The sequence below is a fragment of the Rhizobium sp. SRDI943 genome (assembly GCF_057653695.1).
In genome coordinates this window covers 747,730-765,918 of sequence record NZ_CM172787.1, presented here as the reverse complement: position 1 = coordinate 765,918, position 18,189 = coordinate 747,730, and the positions used below count along the sequence as shown (strand labels likewise).

Annotated in this window: 20 protein-coding genes and 1 pseudogene; 10 read left to right on the top strand and 11 right to left on the bottom strand. The window is 60.2% G+C overall.

The annotated features are described in order from the left end of the window. Positions 1 to 65: 65 nt before the first annotated feature. From AC245Y_RS03740 to AC245Y_RS03720, 5 genes are all read right to left on the bottom strand, one after another. Entirely contained in the window at positions 66 to 836 is a 771-nt protein-coding gene (locus tag AC245Y_RS03740; RefSeq protein ID WP_017993213.1) for a DsbA family protein, read from the bottom strand. Between the two features lie 326 nt (positions 837 to 1,162). After that, on the bottom strand, positions 1,163 to 2,164 hold the full coding sequence (locus tag AC245Y_RS03735; protein WP_017993212.1) for a substrate-binding domain-containing protein: 1,002 nt from the start codon (positions 2,162 to 2,164) through the stop codon (positions 1,163 to 1,165). A 26-nt stretch (positions 2,165 to 2,190) separates the two neighbouring features. Continuing rightward, complete coding sequence (locus AC245Y_RS03730; RefSeq protein ID WP_012756382.1) at positions 2,191 to 3,123, bottom strand: ABC transporter permease; 933 nt, start codon at positions 3,121 to 3,123, stop codon at positions 2,191 to 2,193. A 13-nt stretch (positions 3,124 to 3,136) separates the two neighbouring features. Further along, positions 3,137 to 4,624, bottom strand: coding sequence for a sugar ABC transporter ATP-binding protein (locus AC245Y_RS03725; protein ID WP_017993211.1), 1,488 nt, complete (start codon positions 4,622 to 4,624; stop codon positions 3,137 to 3,139). A 1-nt stretch (position 4,625) separates the two neighbouring features. After that, positions 4,626 to 5,630 (bottom strand): LacI family DNA-binding transcriptional regulator, encoded by a 1,005-nt coding sequence (locus AC245Y_RS03720; protein ID WP_017993210.1) that lies wholly within the window; start codon positions 5,628 to 5,630, stop codon positions 4,626 to 4,628. Positions 5,631 to 5,868: 238 nt separating this feature from the next. Here AC245Y_RS03720 and AC245Y_RS03715 point away from each other — a divergent pair, with 238 nt between their 5' ends. Then, positions 5,869 to 6,312 carry an RbsD/FucU family protein gene (locus AC245Y_RS03715; protein WP_017993208.1) on the top strand — a complete coding sequence of 148 codons (444 nt, stop codon included), beginning with the start codon at positions 5,869 to 5,871 and terminating at the stop codon, positions 6,310 to 6,312. A gap of 106 nt (positions 6,313 to 6,418) precedes the next feature. Here AC245Y_RS03715 and AC245Y_RS03710 read toward each other — a convergent pair whose 3' ends face one another. Continuing rightward, positions 6,419 to 6,910, bottom strand: coding sequence for a DUF721 domain-containing protein (locus AC245Y_RS03710; RefSeq protein ID WP_017993207.1), 492 nt, complete (start codon positions 6,908 to 6,910; stop codon positions 6,419 to 6,421). A 108-nt stretch (positions 6,911 to 7,018) separates the two neighbouring features. Between AC245Y_RS03710 and mutY the strand changes: the two genes are divergently transcribed. Genes mutY through AC245Y_RS03695 form a run of 3 tightly spaced genes read left to right on the top strand, consistent with a single transcriptional unit; the run spans position 7,019 to position 9,110 of the window. Next, complete coding sequence (gene mutY / locus AC245Y_RS03705) at positions 7,019 to 8,122, top strand: A/G-specific adenine glycosylase (RefSeq protein ID WP_017993206.1); 1,104 nt, start codon at positions 7,019 to 7,021, stop codon at positions 8,120 to 8,122. A 2-nt stretch (positions 8,123 to 8,124) separates the two neighbouring features. Then, on the top strand, positions 8,125 to 8,739 hold the full coding sequence (locus AC245Y_RS03700) for an HAD family hydrolase (RefSeq protein ID WP_026157271.1): 615 nt from the start codon (positions 8,125 to 8,127) through the stop codon (positions 8,737 to 8,739). A gap of 5 nt (positions 8,740 to 8,744) precedes the next feature. Further along, positions 8,745 to 9,110: a nuclear transport factor 2 family protein gene (locus AC245Y_RS03695; protein ID WP_017993204.1), complete on the top strand. Its 366-nt coding sequence runs from the start codon at positions 8,745 to 8,747 to the stop codon at positions 9,108 to 9,110. Positions 9,111 to 9,271: 161 nt separating this feature from the next. Here AC245Y_RS03695 and AC245Y_RS03690 read toward each other — a convergent pair whose 3' ends face one another. The 3 genes from AC245Y_RS03690 to AC245Y_RS03680 all read right to left on the bottom strand — a co-directional run bounded on the left by AC245Y_RS03690 (position 9,272) and on the right by AC245Y_RS03680 (position 11,233). Then, on the bottom strand, positions 9,272 to 10,411 hold the full coding sequence (locus AC245Y_RS03690; protein ID WP_017993203.1) for a site-specific DNA-methyltransferase: 1,140 nt from the start codon (positions 10,409 to 10,411) through the stop codon (positions 9,272 to 9,274). Positions 10,412 to 10,556: 145 nt separating this feature from the next. Beyond that, positions 10,557 to 10,907, bottom strand: coding sequence for an antibiotic biosynthesis monooxygenase family protein (locus AC245Y_RS03685; protein ID WP_017993202.1), 351 nt, complete (start codon positions 10,905 to 10,907; stop codon positions 10,557 to 10,559). After that, positions 10,904 to 11,233 (bottom strand): NIPSNAP family protein, encoded by a 330-nt coding sequence (locus AC245Y_RS03680; protein ID WP_017993201.1) that lies wholly within the window; start codon positions 11,231 to 11,233, stop codon positions 10,904 to 10,906. Before AC245Y_RS03680 ends, AC245Y_RS03685 begins: the two co-directional genes overlap by 4 nt. A 72-nt stretch (positions 11,234 to 11,305) precedes the next feature. Between AC245Y_RS03680 and AC245Y_RS03675 the strand changes: the two genes are divergently transcribed. Continuing rightward, complete coding sequence (locus AC245Y_RS03675; protein ID WP_017993200.1) at positions 11,306 to 11,992, top strand: ArsR/SmtB family transcription factor; 687 nt, start codon at positions 11,306 to 11,308, stop codon at positions 11,990 to 11,992. A 45-nt stretch (positions 11,993 to 12,037) separates the two neighbouring features. Here AC245Y_RS03675 and AC245Y_RS03670 read toward each other — a convergent pair whose 3' ends face one another. Next, positions 12,038 to 12,469, bottom strand: a complete 432-nt coding sequence (locus AC245Y_RS03670) for a hypothetical protein (protein ID WP_003557164.1) — start codon at positions 12,467 to 12,469, stop codon at positions 12,038 to 12,040. A gap of 147 nt (positions 12,470 to 12,616) precedes the next feature. Between AC245Y_RS03670 and AC245Y_RS03665 the strand changes: the two genes are divergently transcribed. Beyond that, entirely contained in the window at positions 12,617 to 12,841 is a 225-nt protein-coding gene (locus tag AC245Y_RS03665) for a hypothetical protein (RefSeq protein ID WP_017993198.1), read from the top strand. Here AC245Y_RS03665 and AC245Y_RS03660 read toward each other — a convergent pair. Next, positions 12,838 to 13,047 (bottom strand): hypothetical protein, encoded by a 210-nt coding sequence (locus AC245Y_RS03660; protein ID WP_003557162.1) that lies wholly within the window; start codon positions 13,045 to 13,047, stop codon positions 12,838 to 12,840. The genes AC245Y_RS03665 and AC245Y_RS03660 overlap by 4 nt on opposite strands. Positions 13,048 to 13,309: 262 nt before the next feature. Between AC245Y_RS03660 and AC245Y_RS03655 the strand changes: the two genes are divergently transcribed. The 4 genes and pseudogenes from AC245Y_RS03655 to AC245Y_RS03640 all read left to right on the top strand — a co-directional run bounded on the left by AC245Y_RS03655 (position 13,310) and on the right by AC245Y_RS03640 (position 18,014). Next, positions 13,310 to 15,142, top strand: coding sequence for a methyl-accepting chemotaxis protein (locus AC245Y_RS03655; RefSeq protein WP_017993197.1), 1,833 nt, complete (start codon positions 13,310 to 13,312; stop codon positions 15,140 to 15,142). 37 nt (positions 15,143 to 15,179) lie between these two features. Further along, positions 15,180 to 15,408 (top strand): annotated as a pseudogene (locus tag AC245Y_RS03650) (hypothetical protein); the annotation flags it as partial. Between the two features lie 148 nt (positions 15,409 to 15,556). Then, complete coding sequence (locus AC245Y_RS03645; protein WP_026157270.1) at positions 15,557 to 16,966, top strand: Dyp-type peroxidase; 1,410 nt, start codon at positions 15,557 to 15,559, stop codon at positions 16,964 to 16,966. A gap of 358 nt (positions 16,967 to 17,324) precedes the next feature. Further along, complete coding sequence (locus AC245Y_RS03640; protein WP_017993195.1) at positions 17,325 to 18,014, top strand: HAD family hydrolase; 690 nt, start codon at positions 17,325 to 17,327, stop codon at positions 18,012 to 18,014. Positions 18,015 to 18,189: the final 175 nt, after the last annotated feature.

Sequence of the window (18,189 nt, the reverse complement as noted above, 5' to 3'; positions counted from 1 at the left end):
TGCGCTGAAAACGAAAAACGGGCGCACGGCTTTCGCCATCGCCCGTTCTATCGAAACGATCCGGTTCAGAGCAGGCTGTCGATGAGCTTCGACAAAGTGTCAACCGGCATGTCTCCAGAGTAGCGCTTGCCATTGATCAGGAAAGTCGGGGTGGCGTTGACGCCGAAATCCTTGGAACCTCTTTCCCGCGTGGCGTTCACTTCATCCAGAAGCTTCTGGTTCGTCAAGCATTTCGTGAAGCTATCCTCAGTAAATCCGGCAAGCTTCGACATCTGCAGCAGTGCGGCGCGGCCATCATCGGCGGCGGCCCAGACCTGCTGCTGCTTGAAGAGCATGGAAACCATCGGGAAATACTGTTCCGGCGTGCTCAACTGCTCCGGATTGGAAGAGTTGCAGCGGGCGAGCATGAAGGCTGCGGCGGCGCGCGGGTCGAAGGGGAATTCGCGGATAATGAACTGCACCTTGCCGCTGTCGACATATTTCTGCTTGATCGTGTCGAAGACGGTGTTGTGGAAATGGGCGCAATGCGGGCAGGTCATCGACATGTACTCGACGATCTTGACCGGGGCATCGGCCTTGCCGAGCGCCATCTCCGGCAGCACGCCGGGCTTCAGCACCTCAGCCATGTCGACATCGCCGTCGGACTCCGGCATTTCGGTCGCCGATGTGGCCGCCGTCTGCATGGTGTCGACATTGGTGCCATCAGCCATGGTCTTGCCGGAGGACGAAGCATCGGCAGCGTCCTTGCTGTCATTGCAGGCGACAAGCGCTACGGCAGCGGCGGCGATGGCGATACCGCTGAGCAGGCGGCGTTTCGTCAGTTGCATTTCGGACATCTGCATGGATTCCCCATAACTAATGAGATTGACGGCATGACTGTGCGATATAACGGCTGGCGGCCACTCACAAGGCACGGTTCGCCAACTTCCTTCAAAGAATTGTGACCGCGGGAAGACGACTAGACCAAAAATTGCAGGATTGGAGGTTTTGCCGATTTCATCGGCAGACATCGCGGCGGCTGGGGCGCGGGGGAAAAGCCCATCAGGCAGACCAGGTGGCCTTGGGGTTCGGGCGGTCGGGGAACGGTCAACGGCCTGATCTTTGTATCTCGAACCAAAGTCCGGCGCTTCTGTTGTCGCGCCGGACTTCGAAGTCTATCGGATTACTTGCATTCAGGGTCGTCGCCGAAGCCCTTGCAGAAGAATTCGGCAGCGTTCTCCTTGGTGATCATCTTCGACGCAATCTCGATTTCCATCGAGCCGTCGTCCTTCTTGGTCAAGGTTCCGAGCTTTTCCAGCGCTGCGGTGTCGTTGGTGGCAAGCGCATGCGCGGCAATAACGCCTTCAGGCGCGACGGTGGAATAGGTGAAGGTCGCGGTCAGGTCACCCTTGGCAACGGCGCGGATGGCGGCGTTCTCGCCGTCGATGCCGATGATGAGGATGCCTTCCTTGTCGCGGCCGGCGGCCTGGATCGCCCGCAGCGCCCCAAACGCCATGTTGTCGTTATGGGCGTAAACGGCTTGAATCTGCCCGGCCGGGAAACGCTGAAGCGTGTCTTCCATGAACTTCAACGCCTTTTCCTGGTCCCAGTCGGCATGGGTTTCGGCGATCACCTTGATATCGGTGCCAGCGATGGCTTCGGCAAAGCCCTCATGGCGCTCCACCGCGGGAGCAACGGCGGGGTCGCCCTTGATCTCCACGACATTGCCCTTGCCTTTCAGCGCCTCGGCTACGTACTTGCCGGCAAGCGTGCCGATCGGTTTGTTGTGCGGGCCGACATGCAGCGTAACGGGAATATCGAGGCTGCGCTCGAGCGTGATGACCGGAATGCCGGCAGCCAGGACCTGCTTGATGGTCGGAGCGATGGCGGCGCTATCCTGCGCCGAAATCATCAGAACCTTCATGCCCTGGACCATCAGGCTTTCGACATCCGAAATCTGCTTTGCCGACTTGCCTTCCGCGTTGGTGACGATCAGATCGACATCCTTGAAGTGTTCCGCTGCATAGGCCTGGTTGCGCTTGGTCATCGTGTTGCGGTGGGCGGAGTTCGAGCTCGCCTGCGAGAAGCCGATGACGATCTTGTCCGCGCTGAAGGCGGGTGCGGCGGTCAAGACGGTGGCGAGCCCGGCGGAGATAATGAGCATGCGTCTGGTGATGTTGAGCATTTTAAGTCCTCCCTCTGGTTAACACGCTACTTGCGTGGTTTTCTTCCGGCTTCGAGCAGCACGGCAAGAACGATGATCGCGCCCTTCACCACCTGTTGTGAGAATGGTGAAACGCCTGCGAGATTGAGAATGTTTGCGATGATGGCCAGCACCATGGCGCCGCCGATCGTGCCGAGAACGGTGCCTTCGCCGCCAAACAGCGACGTGCCGCCGATCACCGCGATCGTGATCGCTTCCAGTTCGAGGCCGAGGCCGGAATTCGGGTCGCCGACGGAAAGACGGGACAGGAAAATCAGGCCGGAAAGTGCCGCCAGCACACCACAAATGATGTAGACGCTGAAGATGACGAGCGGCACGTTGATGCCGGAGAGCCTCGCCGCCTCCTCATTGCTGCCGACCGCATAGATGGCCCGGCCGAACTGCGTGAAGCTGAGCACGACGGCGGCTATGATGCAGACTGCCGCAAAGACGTAGATCGGTGTCGGCACGCCCAGCATGTAACCGCCGCCGAGCACGAAGAAACTGTCGGCGAGCTTTCCGGGATTAACGGTCCCGCCGTCGGCGATCATCAGCGCGAAGCCGCGCACCATGACCATGCAGCCGAGCGTCATGATGAAGGCCGGAATGCGGAAATAGGAAATGCCGAGGCCGTTGACGCAGCCGACGAGGGCGCCGATGGAGAGACAGATCAACACCATCAGCGGGATGGGCACCCCCTGCTCCATCAGCACCGCGCCGGTGACGCCGACCAATGCGACGATCGACCCCACCGAAAGATCGATCCCTTTGGTGAGGATCACGAATGTCATGCCGATGCCGAGGATCCCGTAGAGCGCAACCTGCCTCAGGACATTCAGGATATTGATGGGATTGAGAAAATGGGGAGAGATCAGCGAGGCGGCGATGATCAGTACGATCAGTGCGCCGGCAAGACCCGTTCCGCGCGGAAGATATTTCATGGTAGTCCCCTCATTAATGTAGTGCCGCGAAGTGCATGACGTCTTCTTCAGTCGCGGTGCGCGCGTCGAGTTCAGCCGTCACCTCGCCCTCTCTCAGGACATAGAGCCGGTCGCACAAACCAAGGATTTCAGGCAGTTCGGAAGAAGCGATGACGATTGCCAGCCCGCGGGCTTCCGCCAGTTCGACCAGCAAGTCGTAAATCTCGCGCTTGGCCCCGACGTCGACGCCACGTGTGGGCTCGTCGGCCAGCAGGATCTCGCATCCGGCGCTGACCAGCCGCGCCAGCACGCATTTCTGCTGATTGCCACCCGAAAGGTTCTGCGTCGCTGCTGCGGCATTCGGCGTCCTGATCCGCAGCCGTTCGATCAGACCGTTCACGATTTTGCGCTCGCGGCGCAGAGAAAGAAGCCCGAAACGGACGATCTGCGCGAGGCTCGCCGACATGATGTTGAAGCCGACGCTCTGTATCAGGAAGAGGCCCTCCGTCTTGCGGTCCTCCGGCACGAGACCGAGCCCCTTGCTGATGCCGGCGCGCGGCGAACCGATGCTGGCCATCGCGCCGTTGATCCTGACTTCGCCGGCACCACGCGGATCCGCGCCGTAGATGGCGCGCAAAAGCTCGGTGCGGCCAGCACCCGCCAGTCCGAAAAGACCGACGATCTCGCCTTTTCGAACATGGATGCTGACATTTTTGAGCAGCGCTGGCGTCGAAATGCCCTGAGCGGACAGCGCCTCCTCGCCGATCCGAGGCGTGCGGGTGGGGAAGACGTCGCCCACTTCCCGGCCCACCATGCTGCGAATGAGATCGTCCGTCGTCAGACCATTGGAAGGTCCGTTGTGGATGACTGTGCCGTCGCGCAAAACGGTGACCGTGTCGCTCAGTTCGAAAACCTCGCGCAGGCGATGCGAAATATAAACGAAGGCAACGCCGCTCTCCCGAGCCAGCTGCCGGACAACCCGAAACAACTGGTCGATTTCTGCCTGCGCCAACACCGCCGACGGCTCGTCGAGAACGATGATCTTGGCATTACGCGCCAGGGCCTTGGCGATCTCAACCATCTGCCGCTTGGCAACGGAGAGCGTCCCGATCCGAGCGGTCGGATCGACATCGAAACCGAGCCGGTCAATAACCTCGATGGTCCGGCGCTTTGCCTCGCCCCAGTCGATCAGGGCGCCCTTGCATGGCAGCCGCCCCATCAGAACGTTTTCGGCGACGGTCAGATGCGGCGCCTGAGCCAGTTCCTGATAGATAACCGCGACGCCACGCGCGATCATCCCGGCTGGGGTCGGATCGAGCACCGCTTCGCCAAAAAGCTCGATGCGCCCCTCGTCGGCCGAATAGGCGCCGGAAAGGATCTTCATCAGCGTCGATTTTCCGGCCCCGTTCTCCCCCACCAGCGCCCTGATTTCTCCGGGCTGCAGAGAAAACGACACGCCTTTCAGGGCCCGCACGCCCGGAAAGGATTTGGTGATCCCAGCAAGAGCCAGTGCCGACGTCATTTCAATGCCCTCCGCAGCCGCAGGAGCGGCGAATTACCAGTTTTGCCGGCAGGCGAACCTGCCGCACGTCTTCCGTGCTCGATTTGATCCGCCTGGACAGCATTTCCGCAGCCTGCATGCCGATCATCTCGCTCGGCTGCGCCATGACGGTCAGCCGCGGCTCGAAGCAGTCGGCCCAATCGAAATCGTCAAAGCCGATCAGCGCCAGATCCTCGGAGATGCGCAAGCCAAGATCCCGCACCGCCCGCATGACGCCGATTGTGGCCAGATTGTTGCCCGAGGCGATCGCCGTCGGTCGGTCCACCCGGCTTAAGATCTCAAGCGCTGATTGGCGGGCATCCGCGCTGTTGGCATTGCCTTCGCTCATCAGGCTGCGATCGATTTCCAGCCCGTGCTTGCGCATGGCGCCGACATATCCACGCACGCGTTCGATCGTGGAAAGCAGCCCGGGCTCGCCGGCGATGAGGCCGATGCGGCGGTGGCCGTGGCCCACCAGGTGGTCGATCAGCGTCTCCATCGCCGCCTCGTTGTCCAGGCAAACCCCGTCGGCATCGGCAACCGTCAGACGGTCGACAAGCACGAAGGGCATGCGAGACGATTTGAGATAGTCGATGGCGCGGTTTTCCGGATCACCGGACGGAGCCAGAATCACCCCATCCACTCGCCGCTGGACGAGTTCGCGGACCAGCCGCAGCTCGGTCTCCGGATCGTTCTGCGTGTCGCAAAGAAAGACGAGCTGGCCGATGGCGGCGCAGGCTCGTTCGATAGAGGAGACGATATCGTTGAAATAGTAGTTGGTGCTGATCGAGATCGCGATACCCACGGCATCCGTCGATGATCGCACCAGTGAGCGGGCCACGGCGTTCGGCACGAATCCGAGGGTTTCGATCGCCTGCCTGACGAGCGCCGCCGTCGCTTCGTTCACATGCCGCGTGCCGTTGACGACGTGCGACACGGTCGAGACCGAGACGCCCGCGACGCGTGCAACGTCAGTGATTGTCGCCATGATTGCAGACCTCCCCCATCACGCCTGACGCACAGCTTCAGACCGCCGCCGCGTCACCTCCAGAACAAAAAGTCGAAAATATTGCCGCCCGCGAACAAGCCTCCCAGCTCGGCGGTGACCCGGTCTATTTCATCCTCCAATGAAATGCTGGAAATCGATATATGGCCATCGAAACGTTTGCGCAAGCGTTTTCGTTAGCTATTATGGTGATTATTGGAGTTCATTGGGAGGAGCGAACATGGCACTGAAAAACATTCCGGGAATTCTTTGCCCGGATCTTTTGTGGATACTGAGCGCGATGGGCCACGGGGATGAGCTCGCCATCGTTGACAAGAATTTTTCGGCGTGTCGCGTGTCGAAGAAGACCGTGACCGGCAAACTCGTCTCGATGAACGCGGCGAGCGCCACGGACGCCATAGCGGCGATCCTGGCAGTCATGCCGCTCGATCACTTCGTCGAACAGCCGCTCATGCATATGGAGGATCCGGATCAGGCCGGCACGATGCTACCGGTTCATGCGGATGTGGAATTGCTCTGCTCGACGGTCGAAAAGCGCAGCATCAAGAGCAGATCGATCGAGCGCTTCTCCTATTATCCATTGGCTGAATCCTGCTTTGCGGTGGTTCACACAGGTGAAACACGGCCCTATGGCAACTTCATCCTGAAGAAGGGTGTGGTTTAGCGATGGTCTGAAACGTCTCCAGGTCGCGGGAACGCTTGAAGGCGTGGCCTATATGCGATTGGTCCGCCTGTGGATTTCATTGGCTCCGATCGAGCACGCGCCACATTTATCGTCCCTGCTTCCCCATCACCGCGGTGCCCAGGCGCTGGATTGCCTGGCGCAGCTTGTCGTTCTCGATGCCCTCCATCATGCCTTCGAGCTTGCGGGCGGCTTCGCCCTTCAGCGGCGGCGGGGTGCGGGAGCGACGGATGGTTTGTGAGACCGGCTTCTGGACGATGCGGATCTGGTGGACGGCGGCAAAGCCGAAGAAGCTGTTGATGCGCTGGATGAGTTCGCCCTGCGCATGGGTGAGGAACAGCGCACGCGCGCCTTCGCAGGCAATCGTCAGCACGCCGGGGCGGAAGCCGCCGGTCTCATTGCCGCCGCGCGCCCAGGCGATCTTTTCCGGCCGGGTGCAATCTGCGAAATCCTCGCCGGCGATTTCGCTCCACGAGCCAAGCAGCGCCGTGTTGATGCCGGCGCGCCGGGCAAGGACGGGATCGATCAGCCCGTTGGCCAGTTCGGAGATCTGCTTTGCACCTTTGCGTGGATAACTCATCGAAACCCTTCAGCGACGCCGCCAATTCGCATGCCAATTCGTATTGGCGACTTGATCGCGCGGCATTGCTTCGTCAAGTATAGGCACTTCCCCCCATCGCGGCAAATCATGACGATCACCACACTCGACACGCCCTCAGCAAAGCCCCTGCTCGACTGGTACGATCGCCACCACCGCGACCTGCCCTGGCGCGTTTCGCCCGGCATGGCGGCCCGCGGCGTCAAGGCCGATCCCTATCGCGTCTGGCTGTCCGAGGTGATGCTGCAGCAGACGACGGTGCAGGCGGTCAAACCCTATTTCGAGCGATTTCTGCAGCGCTGGCCCGAGGTAACCGATCTTGCCGCAGCCGAAAACGACGCGGTGATGGCCGCCTGGGCGGGGCTCGGCTATTACGCCCGGGCCCGCAACCTGAAGAAGTGCGCCGAAGCGGTGGCGAACGAGCATGGCGGCGTCTTTCCCGATACCGAAGAGGGCCTCAAGTCGCTTCCCGGCATCGGCGACTATACGGCAGCCGCCGTCGCGGCCATCGCCTTCAACCGGCAGGCGGCTGTCATGGACGGCAATGTCGAGCGGGTGATCTCCAGGCTCTATGCCATCGCCACGCCGCTTCCAGGCGCAAAGCCGGCGATGAAGGAGAAAGTGGCGCTGCTGACGCCCGCCGATCGGCCCGGCGATTTCGCCCAGGCGATGATGGATCTGGGCGCCACGATCTGCACGCCAAAGCGGCCAGCCTGTTCGCTCTGTCCCTTCCGGGGGGCGTGCGAGGCGCTCAAACTTTCCGATCCCGAGCTCTTTCCGGTCAAGGCGGCGAAGAAGGAGAAGCCGGTCAGATATGGCGCGGCCTTCATCGCGGTAACAGGTGATGGCGAGATCCTGCTGCGGCGGCGCATCGACAGCGGCCTGCTCGGCGGCATGACCGAGGTGCCGACGACCGCCTGGACGGCGCGCATCGACGGCGAGACCTCGGCCGCCGCCGCGCCCTTCGATGCGGCATGGCAGGCCTCTGGCACCGTCATCCACGTCTTCACCCATTTCGAGCTCAGGCTTTCGATCTGGCGTGCGGCCATCGCTGCCAAGGTCGCCATGGATGACGGCCCGAATGACGGATGGTGGGAGCCGGTTACAAATCTTGAAGCCCAGGCCTTACCAACCATCATGAAAAAAGCGATCGCAGCGGCTATTCCTCTCGCGTTTAAAACATCCAAGGGATGACCATGACCACCGACATAAGACATATCGTTTTCGATATCGGCAAAGTCCTTATTCACTACGATCCGCATCTTCCCTTCAGCCGCCTCATTCCCGATGAGACCGAGCGCAACTGGTTCTTCGCCAATATCTGCACCCATGACTGGAACATCGAGCAGGACCGCGGCCGCACCTGGGCGGAGGCCGAAGCGCTGCTGATAAAACAGCACCCGGCGCGCGAGGAGCATATCCGCGCCTTCCGCAAATATTGGCACGAGATGGTGCCACACGCCTATGACGACAGCGTCGCGATCATGGAAGGGTTGATCGCCGAAGGGCGTGACGTGACGATGCTCACCAACTTCGCCTCCGACACCTTCCGCGAGGCGCAGGCGCGCTTCCCCTTTCTGACCAAACCACGTGGCGTCACCGTTTCCGGCGATGTCGGCCTGATCAAGCCGGATATCGCGATCTACGAGACGCATACGAAAAGCTTCGGCCTCGATCCGGCAGCGACGATCTTCATCGACGACGCGCCTGTTAATGTCGAAGGCGCCAAGGCCTATGGCTGGAATGCGGTGCTGTTTTCGGGGCCTGAGAAGCTGCGTAGCGATCTTGCCGCTTATGGATTGAAGGTCTGAGATCCATGGCATTCGACCCCGCAGAAGAAATCGAACGTTTTCACGCCGCCATCAACGCCCTCGATTTTCCCGCCATCGAGGCCTATTTCGCCGAGGACGCGACCTATGTCTCGAACGGCGTCGGCGATCTCACCGGCCGCGCCGAGATCATGGCTGCCTTCCGGCGCTACTTCGACGACTATCCCGATCAGACGGCGGAAAATTCGCTGGTGGAAACGTTGACGCCGCTCTCCGGCCGATCGGTCTGGTCGGTACGCGCCACCCACAGCAAATCGGGCAAGCCGCTGATCCGCGAGGGCGAGGAGACGATCACCTTCAACGCGGAAGGCCGCGTCACACGGGTCGAGGTCACCGATTACCAGGAGTTCTGATCAGAAGTTCTGACTGGAGCAATTCCAGCAAAAGTTTTGCGTCCGGAATTGCGCAAAAACAAAAAGAGGACGCCCGGGTTTGACCCCGGGCGCCTTGGTCTTCTTCCGCAACTGGAGGGAAATCGGAAGAAGGTGGTTTCGATCCGTAGAGGCGTTGCTCACTACGCCTTTGCCAGATCACTGCGGATGACGGACCTGAGATCGTCGATCGGGCGCAGGGACTGCCCGTCTTCGAAATGCCAGAAGGTCCATCCGTTGCATGCATCGAGCCCCTGCACCTTGGCGCCGAGACGATGAATGGAGCCGGCCTCGCCGCCGGATGCTACCGTGCCGTCGGCGCGGACAATCGCGCTATAGCGGCGCTTGGCGTCGGTCAGCACCTGGCCGGGCTTGATCAGGCCGCTTTCAACAAGCACGTTGAAGGCGACGCGAACTTCGGCCTTCTTGCCGGTCATGACGGTCAATTCCGCCTTGCCGAGCGGCTCGACGGCGGCGATGCGGGCCGAGGCCGCATCGATATAATCCTGTTCGCGCTCGATGCCGACGAAATGACGGCCGAGACGTTTGGCGACGGCGCCCGTCGTTCCCGAGCCGAAGAACGGATCGAGCACGATATCGCCGGGCTTGGTCGAGGCCATGATGACGCGGGCGAGCAGCGCTTCCGGCTTCTGCGTCGGATGCGCCTTCTTGCCGTCCTCGCCCTTCAGCCGCTCGCTGCCGTTGCAGATCGGGAAGAGCCAATCGGAGCGCATCTGCACGTCGTCATTGGCCGCCTTCAGCGCATCGTAATTGAAGGTATAGCCCTTGGCCTTGGCGCTGGGGCTTGCCCAGATCATCGTCTCATGGGCGTTCTGGAAGCGGCGGCCCTTGAAATTCGGCATCGGGTTGGTCTTGCGCCAGATGATGTCGTTGAGGATCCAGAAATTCAGATCCTGCAGCGTGGCGCCGACACGGAAGATATTGTGGTAGGAGCCGATCACCCAGATCGAGCCGGTCGGCTTCAATACCCGCCGGCAGGCCAGCAGCCAGGCACGGGTGAAGGCGTCATAGGCCTCGAAGGAGGCGAACTGATCCCATTCGTCGTCGACCGCATCGACCAGCGACTGATCGGGACGATGCAGCGTTCCGCCGAGCTGGAGATTATACGGCGGATCGGCAAAGATGATATCGACGGAGTGGCTGGGCAAAGCTTCAAGGGCACTGACGCAATCGCCCTTGATGATCGTGTCAACCCAAGAGCCCGGCCGGGAATCCGACTTGACGGAAGCCTTGAGGTCGGCAAGCGGAAAAACTGATGCCATTCTGATACTCACTCATACGCTCTACGCTTAACTGTCCGTTATGGTTACGCAACTTAGTTACCAAAGCCTGAAGCGCTGGCCGATTTCGGGAATTTATTCGGACGGCCGATGAGTGAGCGGCAGACTTTGCCGACGCCGGTCGGCATCAAGCCGCATCATGAACCCTACGGCTGTCGGCCGGCGCCTCGTCGCGTTCGAACATGCCGTAATCGCGGATAACACTGGCGATCCGCAGGCGATAGTCGGCAAAGATGCCGCCGCGTCCGGCCTGCTGCGCTGCCCGGTGCGCCTCGAGATTGCGCCATTCCTTCACCGCCTCCTCGTCGCGGAAAAACGAGAGCGACAGCAGCTTGCCGCGGGTCGTCAGGCTCTCGAAACGCTCGATCGAAATGAAGCCGTCGATCTTTTCGAGTTCGCCGCGCAGCTCGCCGGCGAGATCCAGATATTTGTGGCGTTCGCCCATATAGGGCACGACTTCGAAGATGACGGCGATCATGGCAGCACCAGCTTTGCGTGAGGGGCGGAGACATTTTTGAGGAAGATGCGATCTTCCTTGAGGATGAAGCCTTCGCGTCTGGCAAATTCGTAATTCTCACGGCCGAGCGGGTCGGCGGCCAGCCTGGCGCGATAGGCTTCGTAGGCGGCGAGGCTCTCGATGTTATAGACGCCGTAAGCGGTCGTCGCCGATCCCTCGTGCGGGCCGTAATAGCCGATCAGGTCGGCGCCATTCTTCGGGATTGCCTGGCCCCAGTTGCGGGCATATTCGGCAAACGCCTCCTTCTTGAAGGGGTCGATCTGATAGCGGATGAAGCAGGTGATCATATCGTTTCTCCTTTGGCTGCCCACCCGTTTTCGCACATTGCCTGACGGCGATGCTTCGGCTACGATCGAACTATGAAGGAAGGTCCTGACATTGCGCAGATCGGCGCGCTCATCGGCGATCCCGCCCGCGCCAACATGCTGGCGGCACTGACCGGCGGCCGGGCACTGACGGCGACCGAGCTTGCCGGCGTCGGCGGCATCACCGTGCAGACGGCGAGCACGCATCTCGCCAAGCTCGAGGCCGGCGGGCTGCTAACCCAGCGCAAACAGGGACGCCATCGCTATTTCACGCTGGCCGACGAGGCCGTCGCCCGGCTGATCGAAAGCATGATGGGCTTTGCCGCCGGACGCGGCCATCTGCGCCATCAGCCGGGACCGAAGGAGCCGGCGCTGCGCAAGGCGCGCATCTGCTACGATCACCTTGCCGGCGATTACGGCGTGCGCATGCTCGACAGCCTGATTGCCTCCGGCTCGATCGACGCGGTCGGAGACGGCCTGGCGCTGACGGAAAAGGGCGAAGGCGATCTCAAACGCATCGGCATCGATGTCAGTGACCTCAGATCGTCGCGCCGGCCGCTCTGCCGCTCCTGCCTCGACTGGAGCGAAAGACGCGCCCACCTCGCCGGCAGCCTCGGCAAGGCGCTGCTGTCAAGCTTCCTCGACAAAGGCTGGGCGCGGCGCACGGCCGAAAGCCGCTCGATCCTGTTTTCGCCGGAGGGCGACCGGCAGTTCCTCATGCTTTTCCCGGTCGATCCGTAGGTTATTGCGGAGCTGCAAGAGGTTCCGAGGCACGCTCCAGCGCCCTCACGCACCTGCCCTCTTTTCATCTTCCTGCCGCACATGCGCCCGCAGCGCCGCCAGCGTGAGCGCCAGCGCTGCGTGATTGCTCTCGGCTTCACCGAGCACGCTTTCGCTCTCCTTGATCTCGCGCAGCTGCGCACCGTAAAGCGAATCATCCGCTGTCTGGCGGCCGCGGGCGAGGTGCCAAACGGCATCCGGCCGGACTTCCCGGCACAGGTCGATGGCGTGATTGACGTCGTGCGTGAAGGGTCGCGCCATCAGGAAGCCGTGCTCAGACTTGATACTGCTCGGCAGGTAATCGTGAGGACCGTCGAAATCGTTGGGCTCGGCCGGCCGGAGTTGCTTCAACAGAAAGGCACAGGTGATGAAGGCGTCGATCCGGCTGTCGGGCATGTCAGTCTTTTCCAGGGTTTCGATGATGTCCTCGATCGTCATGCAGTCTTCCTCTTCATCCATTCTCTAGACATGCCGCTTGTTCTCCTCCCAAGAGCGGCGGTGACGTCCTCCTCGATCGCCATCTAGTGCATGAGAATGCCAAAGGTAGTCCCCGGACTGCGGTTAGTCTGGCATGAGGCGGATTTGATGGACGTCGCGCCATCCTCAACGAAGGCGCATCTCTGCCGTCTCGGCAACAGGCTCGCCTGCTTCCAGACCGTGTTCTCTCGGTACTCGCACGCTAGCGGCGACTTGCCTCTAGAGCATGATGCCGAAAAGTGTGAGCGGTTTTCGGACGACATCATGCTCTACTTCTTTGATTTAGATCAGGATGATTTTAGGCCGATCGGGCCTAAAATCATCCTGATCTAGCAGCCTTTCTTCCTCATCTTCCTTTCGATCTTGGCTCTCTTGTCGGTGCCATCCCCGGCATGCTTTCCGCCGGTCAGGGCATTATCCTTCATCGCCTGCAGCTGCGCACAGCTTCGGTGCTTGCCCTTGGCGATGACGTCGGTGGATGTGAAGGCAAACAGCAGCACTACGGCTGCCGCCGGTCGGACGAAAGCTGAAAGCCTCATGGTCCCTCTCCCATTGTACGTGCATCGTACGCCCCAGACCGGCAAGCAGCAATGAGCCTCGACGAGGCCGCGGCACTCGCGCAGGTCCGTCATCCTATCGGTAGCGGGCATCCGCCCGACCCACAAAGAGCTCAACCTTTCATCGAAAGTGAAATATCCGCTACAACCTGTTGTTTTCGCGCCGTTAAGCCATATGGTGCTAAGAAAATAATTAAGCATGTTCGGCTACTCTCACGTTCTAAATTAACGAGAGAGCCCTGTCATGGCGTCGATCCAGCATAAGATCATCATTGCGAGCATCGCAATTTTCGCATTGGCGGGCGGCGCTACGGGCGTCGGCATCTGGTCCGCCTCGACCCTCTCCGAAAACAACGCCGACGTTGCCCGGTCGGCGCAAATTCTGCGCAACCACATGCAGGCCGACATGATGCATGATGCAATGCGCGCGGATGTGCTGGCGTCGATGCTTGCCTCCAACCCGGCAGCAGGCATAGACCCTGCCGCGGTGAAGGCGGATCTGGTGGAGCACGACGCGTCGTTCCGTGAGATGATTGGCGCCAATAAGGCTCTTGCCGCCGACGAAAAGACCAAGGCGCTGCTTGCCAGCATCGAACGTCCCCTTCTGACCTATATCGAAAGCGCCACGAAGATTGTCGATCTGGCGAGCCAGGATCCCTCGGCGGCATTGAAGGCCTTGCCGGAATTCATGGCGCAGTTCTCGACGCTGGAAACGGCCATGGAACAGACCGGGGACCAGATCACGGCGGCGTCGGACGATATTTCCAAGCATAGCGCCGACATAAAAGCTTCGGTCGATATTGTTCTGAAAGCACTTCTGGCTGCGGCCGCGCTGTTTGCGCTCGGGCTCTATTTCCTGACCCGCAAGACCGTCACCAAGCCGATCCTTTCGCTTTCCAACGACATGCAAAAGCTTGCCGACGGTGACACAGCAATTGCCTGCACCGGGATCGGCCGCACCGATGAAATCGGAACGATGGCATCGGCCGTCGAAATCTTCCGCCAGGCGGCGATTGCCAATAAGCAGCTTGAGCAAGACGCCGAGGCAGCCCGATTGCAGGGCGAAGCCGAGCGGATCACGGCGCGCAAGCAGGCCGACGAAGATGCAGCCGAACGGCTGCGGGCGGCGACATCAGGCCTCGCCGCAGGCTTGAAGAGGCTTGCATCCGGCGATCTTGCCTTCCAGATCGATGAGCCGTTCGCGCCTGATTTCGAGAACCTCCGGCATGATTTCAACATGTCGATCCGGCAGCTCGATCAGACGCTCAGCGCGATTGCGACCGCCATTGCCGCGATCGACGAAGGCACCAGGGAAATCGCATCCGGGGCCGGCGATCTGTCAAAACGAACCGAACAGCAGGCAGCCTCTCTCGAAGAAACCGCCGCAGCGCTCGATCAGATCACCGCCAATGTCTCGAACTCGAGCAAGCGGACCGACGAGGCGCGCACGGAAGCGACCGATGCAAACCGCAACGCCGCCAAGTCTTCGGAAGTCGTGTCGCATGCCGAAGAAGCCATGCGCCGCATCGAGGCTTCGTCGCAGCAGATTTCCAGCATTATCGGCGTGATCGACGAGATCGCCTTCCAGACCAATCTGCTGGCGCTGAACGCCGGCGTCGAAGCGGCACGCGCCGGCGACGCGGGCAAGGGTTTTGCAGTGGTCGCCCAGGAAGTGCGCGAACTCGCCCAGAGATCGGCTCAGGCGGCAAAGGAAATCAAGGGCCACATCCAGAAATCCTCGGTGGAAGTGGAAAGCGGCGTCAAACTGGTTCTCGACACCAGCCAGGTTCTGAAGGCGATCAGCGAGCAGATTGCCCGCATCAACCAGCACATGGATGCAATCGCCGTATCGGCCAAAGAGCAGTCGACCGGCCTTGCCGAAGTCAACACCGCCGTCAATTCCATGGACCAGGTGACCCAGCAGAACGCCGCGATGGTGGAGCAATCCACCGCGGCATCCGGCCAGCTTGCTCAGGAAGCTGCCACGCTGCGTGAACTGGTTTCCCGGTTCAGGCTTCGGGCGACGGCTTCGACGCAATCTGCAGCCGGACGCAGGGGTGGGCAGCTGGCGGCCTGACCGCTGCTATCTGCTCGCCATTGTTCATTCCGGCGACGTCGGGGACCTCAGATCATCGCGGCTGCCGCTCCTGCCTCGACTGTAACAAAAGGCGGGCTCATCTCGCCGGCAGTCTCGGCGAAGCCCTGATGTCAAGTTTCTTCGACAACGGCTGTGCGCGCCCGACGGCGGAAAGTCGCTCCATCCTCTTCTCAGCGGAAGACGACCGACAGTCACCGCACTCTTCAGCCGATCTGGCAGCAGAGCCTATCCAAGAGGGCGGGTGAGCACCCGATATCAATAGGTTCGTTTGTAGATCAAATGGCAAAAGATTCAAACCGTCATTAGAAATACAAATCAAATAATAAATGGTTGCGTTGACTCTAATATGCTACCTGTTGTTTGATGACGATGTCATTAACGGAGGAATGCAAGATGTCCGTCACGTTAAACTCTCCAATCTCATGGAAAAATCTATCAACTGACGACAGCACTATGCTTAACAATCTTCAGCCGAACATCATCAAGGCGCATGTTCGTGAGTTTTTGACTCTATTTTTTCTGCGGTTTGACGATAAGGAGGCTGCGAAAAGCTTCCTTCGGGCGATGTCCACGACGCTGATGAAATCGGCAAAGCAACATTTAATGGAAATTGAAGCATTCAAAGCCAAACCTTCGACGCCGGGAACGCCGTACATTGGGCTTGGCCTTACTGACGCGGGCTATCAAGCCCTCCAAATCGCCCAAAGACCGAGCGATCCGATATTCCGCGCGGGTATGCAAAAATCCGACTTGAATGACCCTGATGTCAGCAGGTGGGATTCTTATTTTCGCAATCCCATCCATGCGGTCGTTCTGGTGGGAGATATGCTCAATGACACCAAGGTCACGGCTCACGATCAGGTGGTAGACTTGATCCAAGCCTCGCATGGGGTAACAATCGTAGGGACGCAAGATGGCCTGGGCCTTCACAATGACAATGAAGAAGGTATCGAACACTTTGGCTATGTCGATGGGCGAAGCCAGCCGCTGTTTCTGCTGGAAGACATCGACGCCGAAGAAAACGCGACAGATGGGATTGCGAACTGGGATCCGGCTTTCCCATTAGAACAGGTCATTGTTCCTGATCCAGCAGCGCCCGATCCGGCCGTTCATTTCGGAAGTTACTTCGTATACCGGAAGCTGGAACAAAACGTCCGCCGCTTCAAAAGGCAGGAGCAGAAACTTGCAGATCGCTTATTCGGATCTGATGACGAAAGGGCCGGCGCCATGGTCGTCGGGCGCTTTGAGGACGGAACGCCGGTCACGATGCAGTCAGAAGACGGAGTTGAGTCACCCGTCCCGAACAACTTCAACTACTTCAGCGACAAGAGCGGCGCGAAGTGTCCCTTTTCAGGGCATATCCGGAAAACTAATCCGCGAGGGTCGGGCGGGTTCGAAAACAGTGCTGGCGAGCGCAAGCACCTCATGGCCCGACGCGGCCAGACCTATGGCGTGCGAACAGATAATCCTAACGATGGCAAGATCGCCAACAAGCCGAGTAAATACGTCGGTCTGTTGTTCATGGCGTTCAACAGTGACATAGGCAATCAGTTCGAATTCACGCAGAAAAATTGGGCCAACAATCCCGGTTTCCCAGCCGTTCCAACTGGCTTTCCACCGCCTGGGGTCGATCCGGTCATCGGTCAAACAAAACAAGATGCTGCGCGACCAGATATGGAAGGAGCTGCCATCTGGGGTGATCCCAGCTCCCTCAAAACCGTCGCAACAGTTCCTCAAGCGGTGAAGATGAAGGGAGGCGAATATTTCTTTATGCCGTCCCTCGCGTTTCTGAGCTCGCTTTAAACTTGCCATGACGTCGGCGGGCAATCCTGCCGACGTCATTCCATCGTCATCTCCAGGCGCTCTCATTTTATAGCGCCGCGCACGATGCGCCCGGCGAGCATTCGGCTGATGCGGCTTGCGATTGTGCCTTCCTGTTCCCTCCCCATGCGCGTTCGGTGACGAGCGGGTTCCTGCTTGTCGAGGCCGGGATGCCGACGGCCAACGCCGCCGATCCGGCAGCGACGCCGGAGCCGGCCGTCTGCCGCATCGCAGCCATGCTTGAGATCTGGTTGAGCTTTGGCCGGGCATCGTGTAAAGCCGCAGCATTCCCAAACAAGACCCAGACTTCCAGCCCAGACTTTCAGCAAGGCGTGAACATATGGACGGCTTCGACCTCATCATCTTCGACTGCGACGGCGTTCTCGTCGATTCGGAAATCATCGCGGCGGAAGTCGAATCCGTGCTTTTGACAGAGGCCGGATATCCGATCGGCGTCGAGGAAATGGGCGAGCGCTTCGCCGGCATGACATGGCGCAACATCCTGCTGCAGATCGAGCGTGAGGCGAGCATCCCGTTTTCGGCCTCGCTGCTCGATAAATCGGAGCATATGCTCGACCTCAGGCTGGCAGAGGACGTCCAGGCCATTCCAGGCGTCGAATTCGCCCTCTCCAGGCTGCCGATCAAGCGCTGCATCTGCTCGAATTCGAGCACCAAGCGGCTCGACATGATGCTCACCAAGGTGGGGCTGAAGCCGCTGTTTGCCCCGAACATCTTTTCCGCCAAGGATCTCGGCCCGGACCGCGCCAAGCCGAAGCCCGACATCTTCCTGCATGGCGCAAGCCAGATGGGTGTTTCGCCGGACAAGGTTATTGTGGTCGAGGATTCCGTACACGGCGTGCATGCGGCGCGTGCCGCCGGCATGCGCGTCATCGGCTTCACCGGCGCCTCGCACAGCTATCCCGCCCATGCCGACAAATTAACGGATGCCGGCGCCGAAACGGCAATCTCGCGCATGAACGACCTGCCAGGCGTCGTTGCGGCCCTTGCAGCCTGGGACAACGTTCTCTGAAACGCCCGAAACGCCGCTAGCCCGCTCTCAATGCGCCTCAGCCCGCCCAAGACGATTGCCGATGTCATTGGCCGTCCTGTCGGGCGGAGAGGTTCGTGCCAATGGCTGCCCCTCACCCTAACCCTCATATGCGCTAGGTTTAGCCCTGGACATAAGGAATCTGGTTGTGATTCAA

Excerpts from the sequence above, each read along its gene's own strand:
- AC245Y_RS03740 (WP_017993213.1), bottom strand. The coding sequence starts at position 836 with ATGTCCGAAATGCAACTGACGAAACGCCGCCTGCTCAGCGGTATCGCC.
- AC245Y_RS03735 (WP_017993212.1), bottom strand. The coding sequence starts at position 2,164 with ATGCTCAACATCACCAGACGCATGCTCATTATCTCCGCCGGGCTCGCC.
- AC245Y_RS03730 (WP_012756382.1), bottom strand. The coding sequence starts at position 3,123 with ATGAAATATCTTCCGCGCGGAACGGGTCTTGCCGGCGCACTGATCGTA.
- AC245Y_RS03725 (WP_017993211.1), bottom strand. The coding sequence starts at position 4,624 with ATGACGTCGGCACTGGCTCTTGCTGGGATCACCAAATCCTTTCCGGGC.
- AC245Y_RS03720 (WP_017993210.1), bottom strand. The coding sequence starts at position 5,630 with ATGGCGACAATCACTGACGTTGCACGCGTCGCGGGCGTCTCGGTCTCG.
- AC245Y_RS03715 (WP_017993208.1), top strand. The coding sequence starts at position 5,869 with ATGGCACTGAAAAACATTCCGGGAATTCTTTGCCCGGATCTTTTGTGG.
- AC245Y_RS03710 (WP_017993207.1), bottom strand. The coding sequence starts at position 6,910 with ATGAGTTATCCACGCAAAGGTGCAAAGCAGATCTCCGAACTGGCCAAC.
- mutY (WP_017993206.1), top strand. The coding sequence starts at position 7,019 with ATGACGATCACCACACTCGACACGCCCTCAGCAAAGCCCCTGCTCGAC.
- AC245Y_RS03700 (WP_026157271.1), top strand. The coding sequence starts at position 8,125 with ATGACCACCGACATAAGACATATCGTTTTCGATATCGGCAAAGTCCTT.
- AC245Y_RS03695 (WP_017993204.1), top strand. The coding sequence starts at position 8,745 with ATGGCATTCGACCCCGCAGAAGAAATCGAACGTTTTCACGCCGCCATC.
- AC245Y_RS03690 (WP_017993203.1), bottom strand. The coding sequence starts at position 10,411 with ATGGCATCAGTTTTTCCGCTTGCCGACCTCAAGGCTTCCGTCAAGTCG.
- AC245Y_RS03685 (WP_017993202.1), bottom strand. The coding sequence starts at position 10,907 with ATGATCGCCGTCATCTTCGAAGTCGTGCCCTATATGGGCGAACGCCAC.
- AC245Y_RS03680 (WP_017993201.1), bottom strand. The coding sequence starts at position 11,233 with ATGATCACCTGCTTCATCCGCTATCAGATCGACCCCTTCAAGAAGGAG.
- AC245Y_RS03675 (WP_017993200.1), top strand. The coding sequence starts at position 11,306 with ATGAAGGAAGGTCCTGACATTGCGCAGATCGGCGCGCTCATCGGCGAT.
- AC245Y_RS03670 (WP_003557164.1), bottom strand. The coding sequence starts at position 12,469 with ATGACGATCGAGGACATCATCGAAACCCTGGAAAAGACTGACATGCCC.
- AC245Y_RS03665 (WP_017993198.1), top strand. The coding sequence starts at position 12,617 with ATGGACGTCGCGCCATCCTCAACGAAGGCGCATCTCTGCCGTCTCGGC.
- AC245Y_RS03660 (WP_003557162.1), bottom strand. The coding sequence starts at position 13,047 with ATGAGGCTTTCAGCTTTCGTCCGACCGGCGGCAGCCGTAGTGCTGCTG.
- AC245Y_RS03655 (WP_017993197.1), top strand. The coding sequence starts at position 13,310 with ATGGCGTCGATCCAGCATAAGATCATCATTGCGAGCATCGCAATTTTC.
- AC245Y_RS03645 (WP_026157270.1), top strand. The coding sequence starts at position 15,557 with ATGTCCGTCACGTTAAACTCTCCAATCTCATGGAAAAATCTATCAACT.
- AC245Y_RS03640 (WP_017993195.1), top strand. The coding sequence starts at position 17,325 with ATGGACGGCTTCGACCTCATCATCTTCGACTGCGACGGCGTTCTCGTC.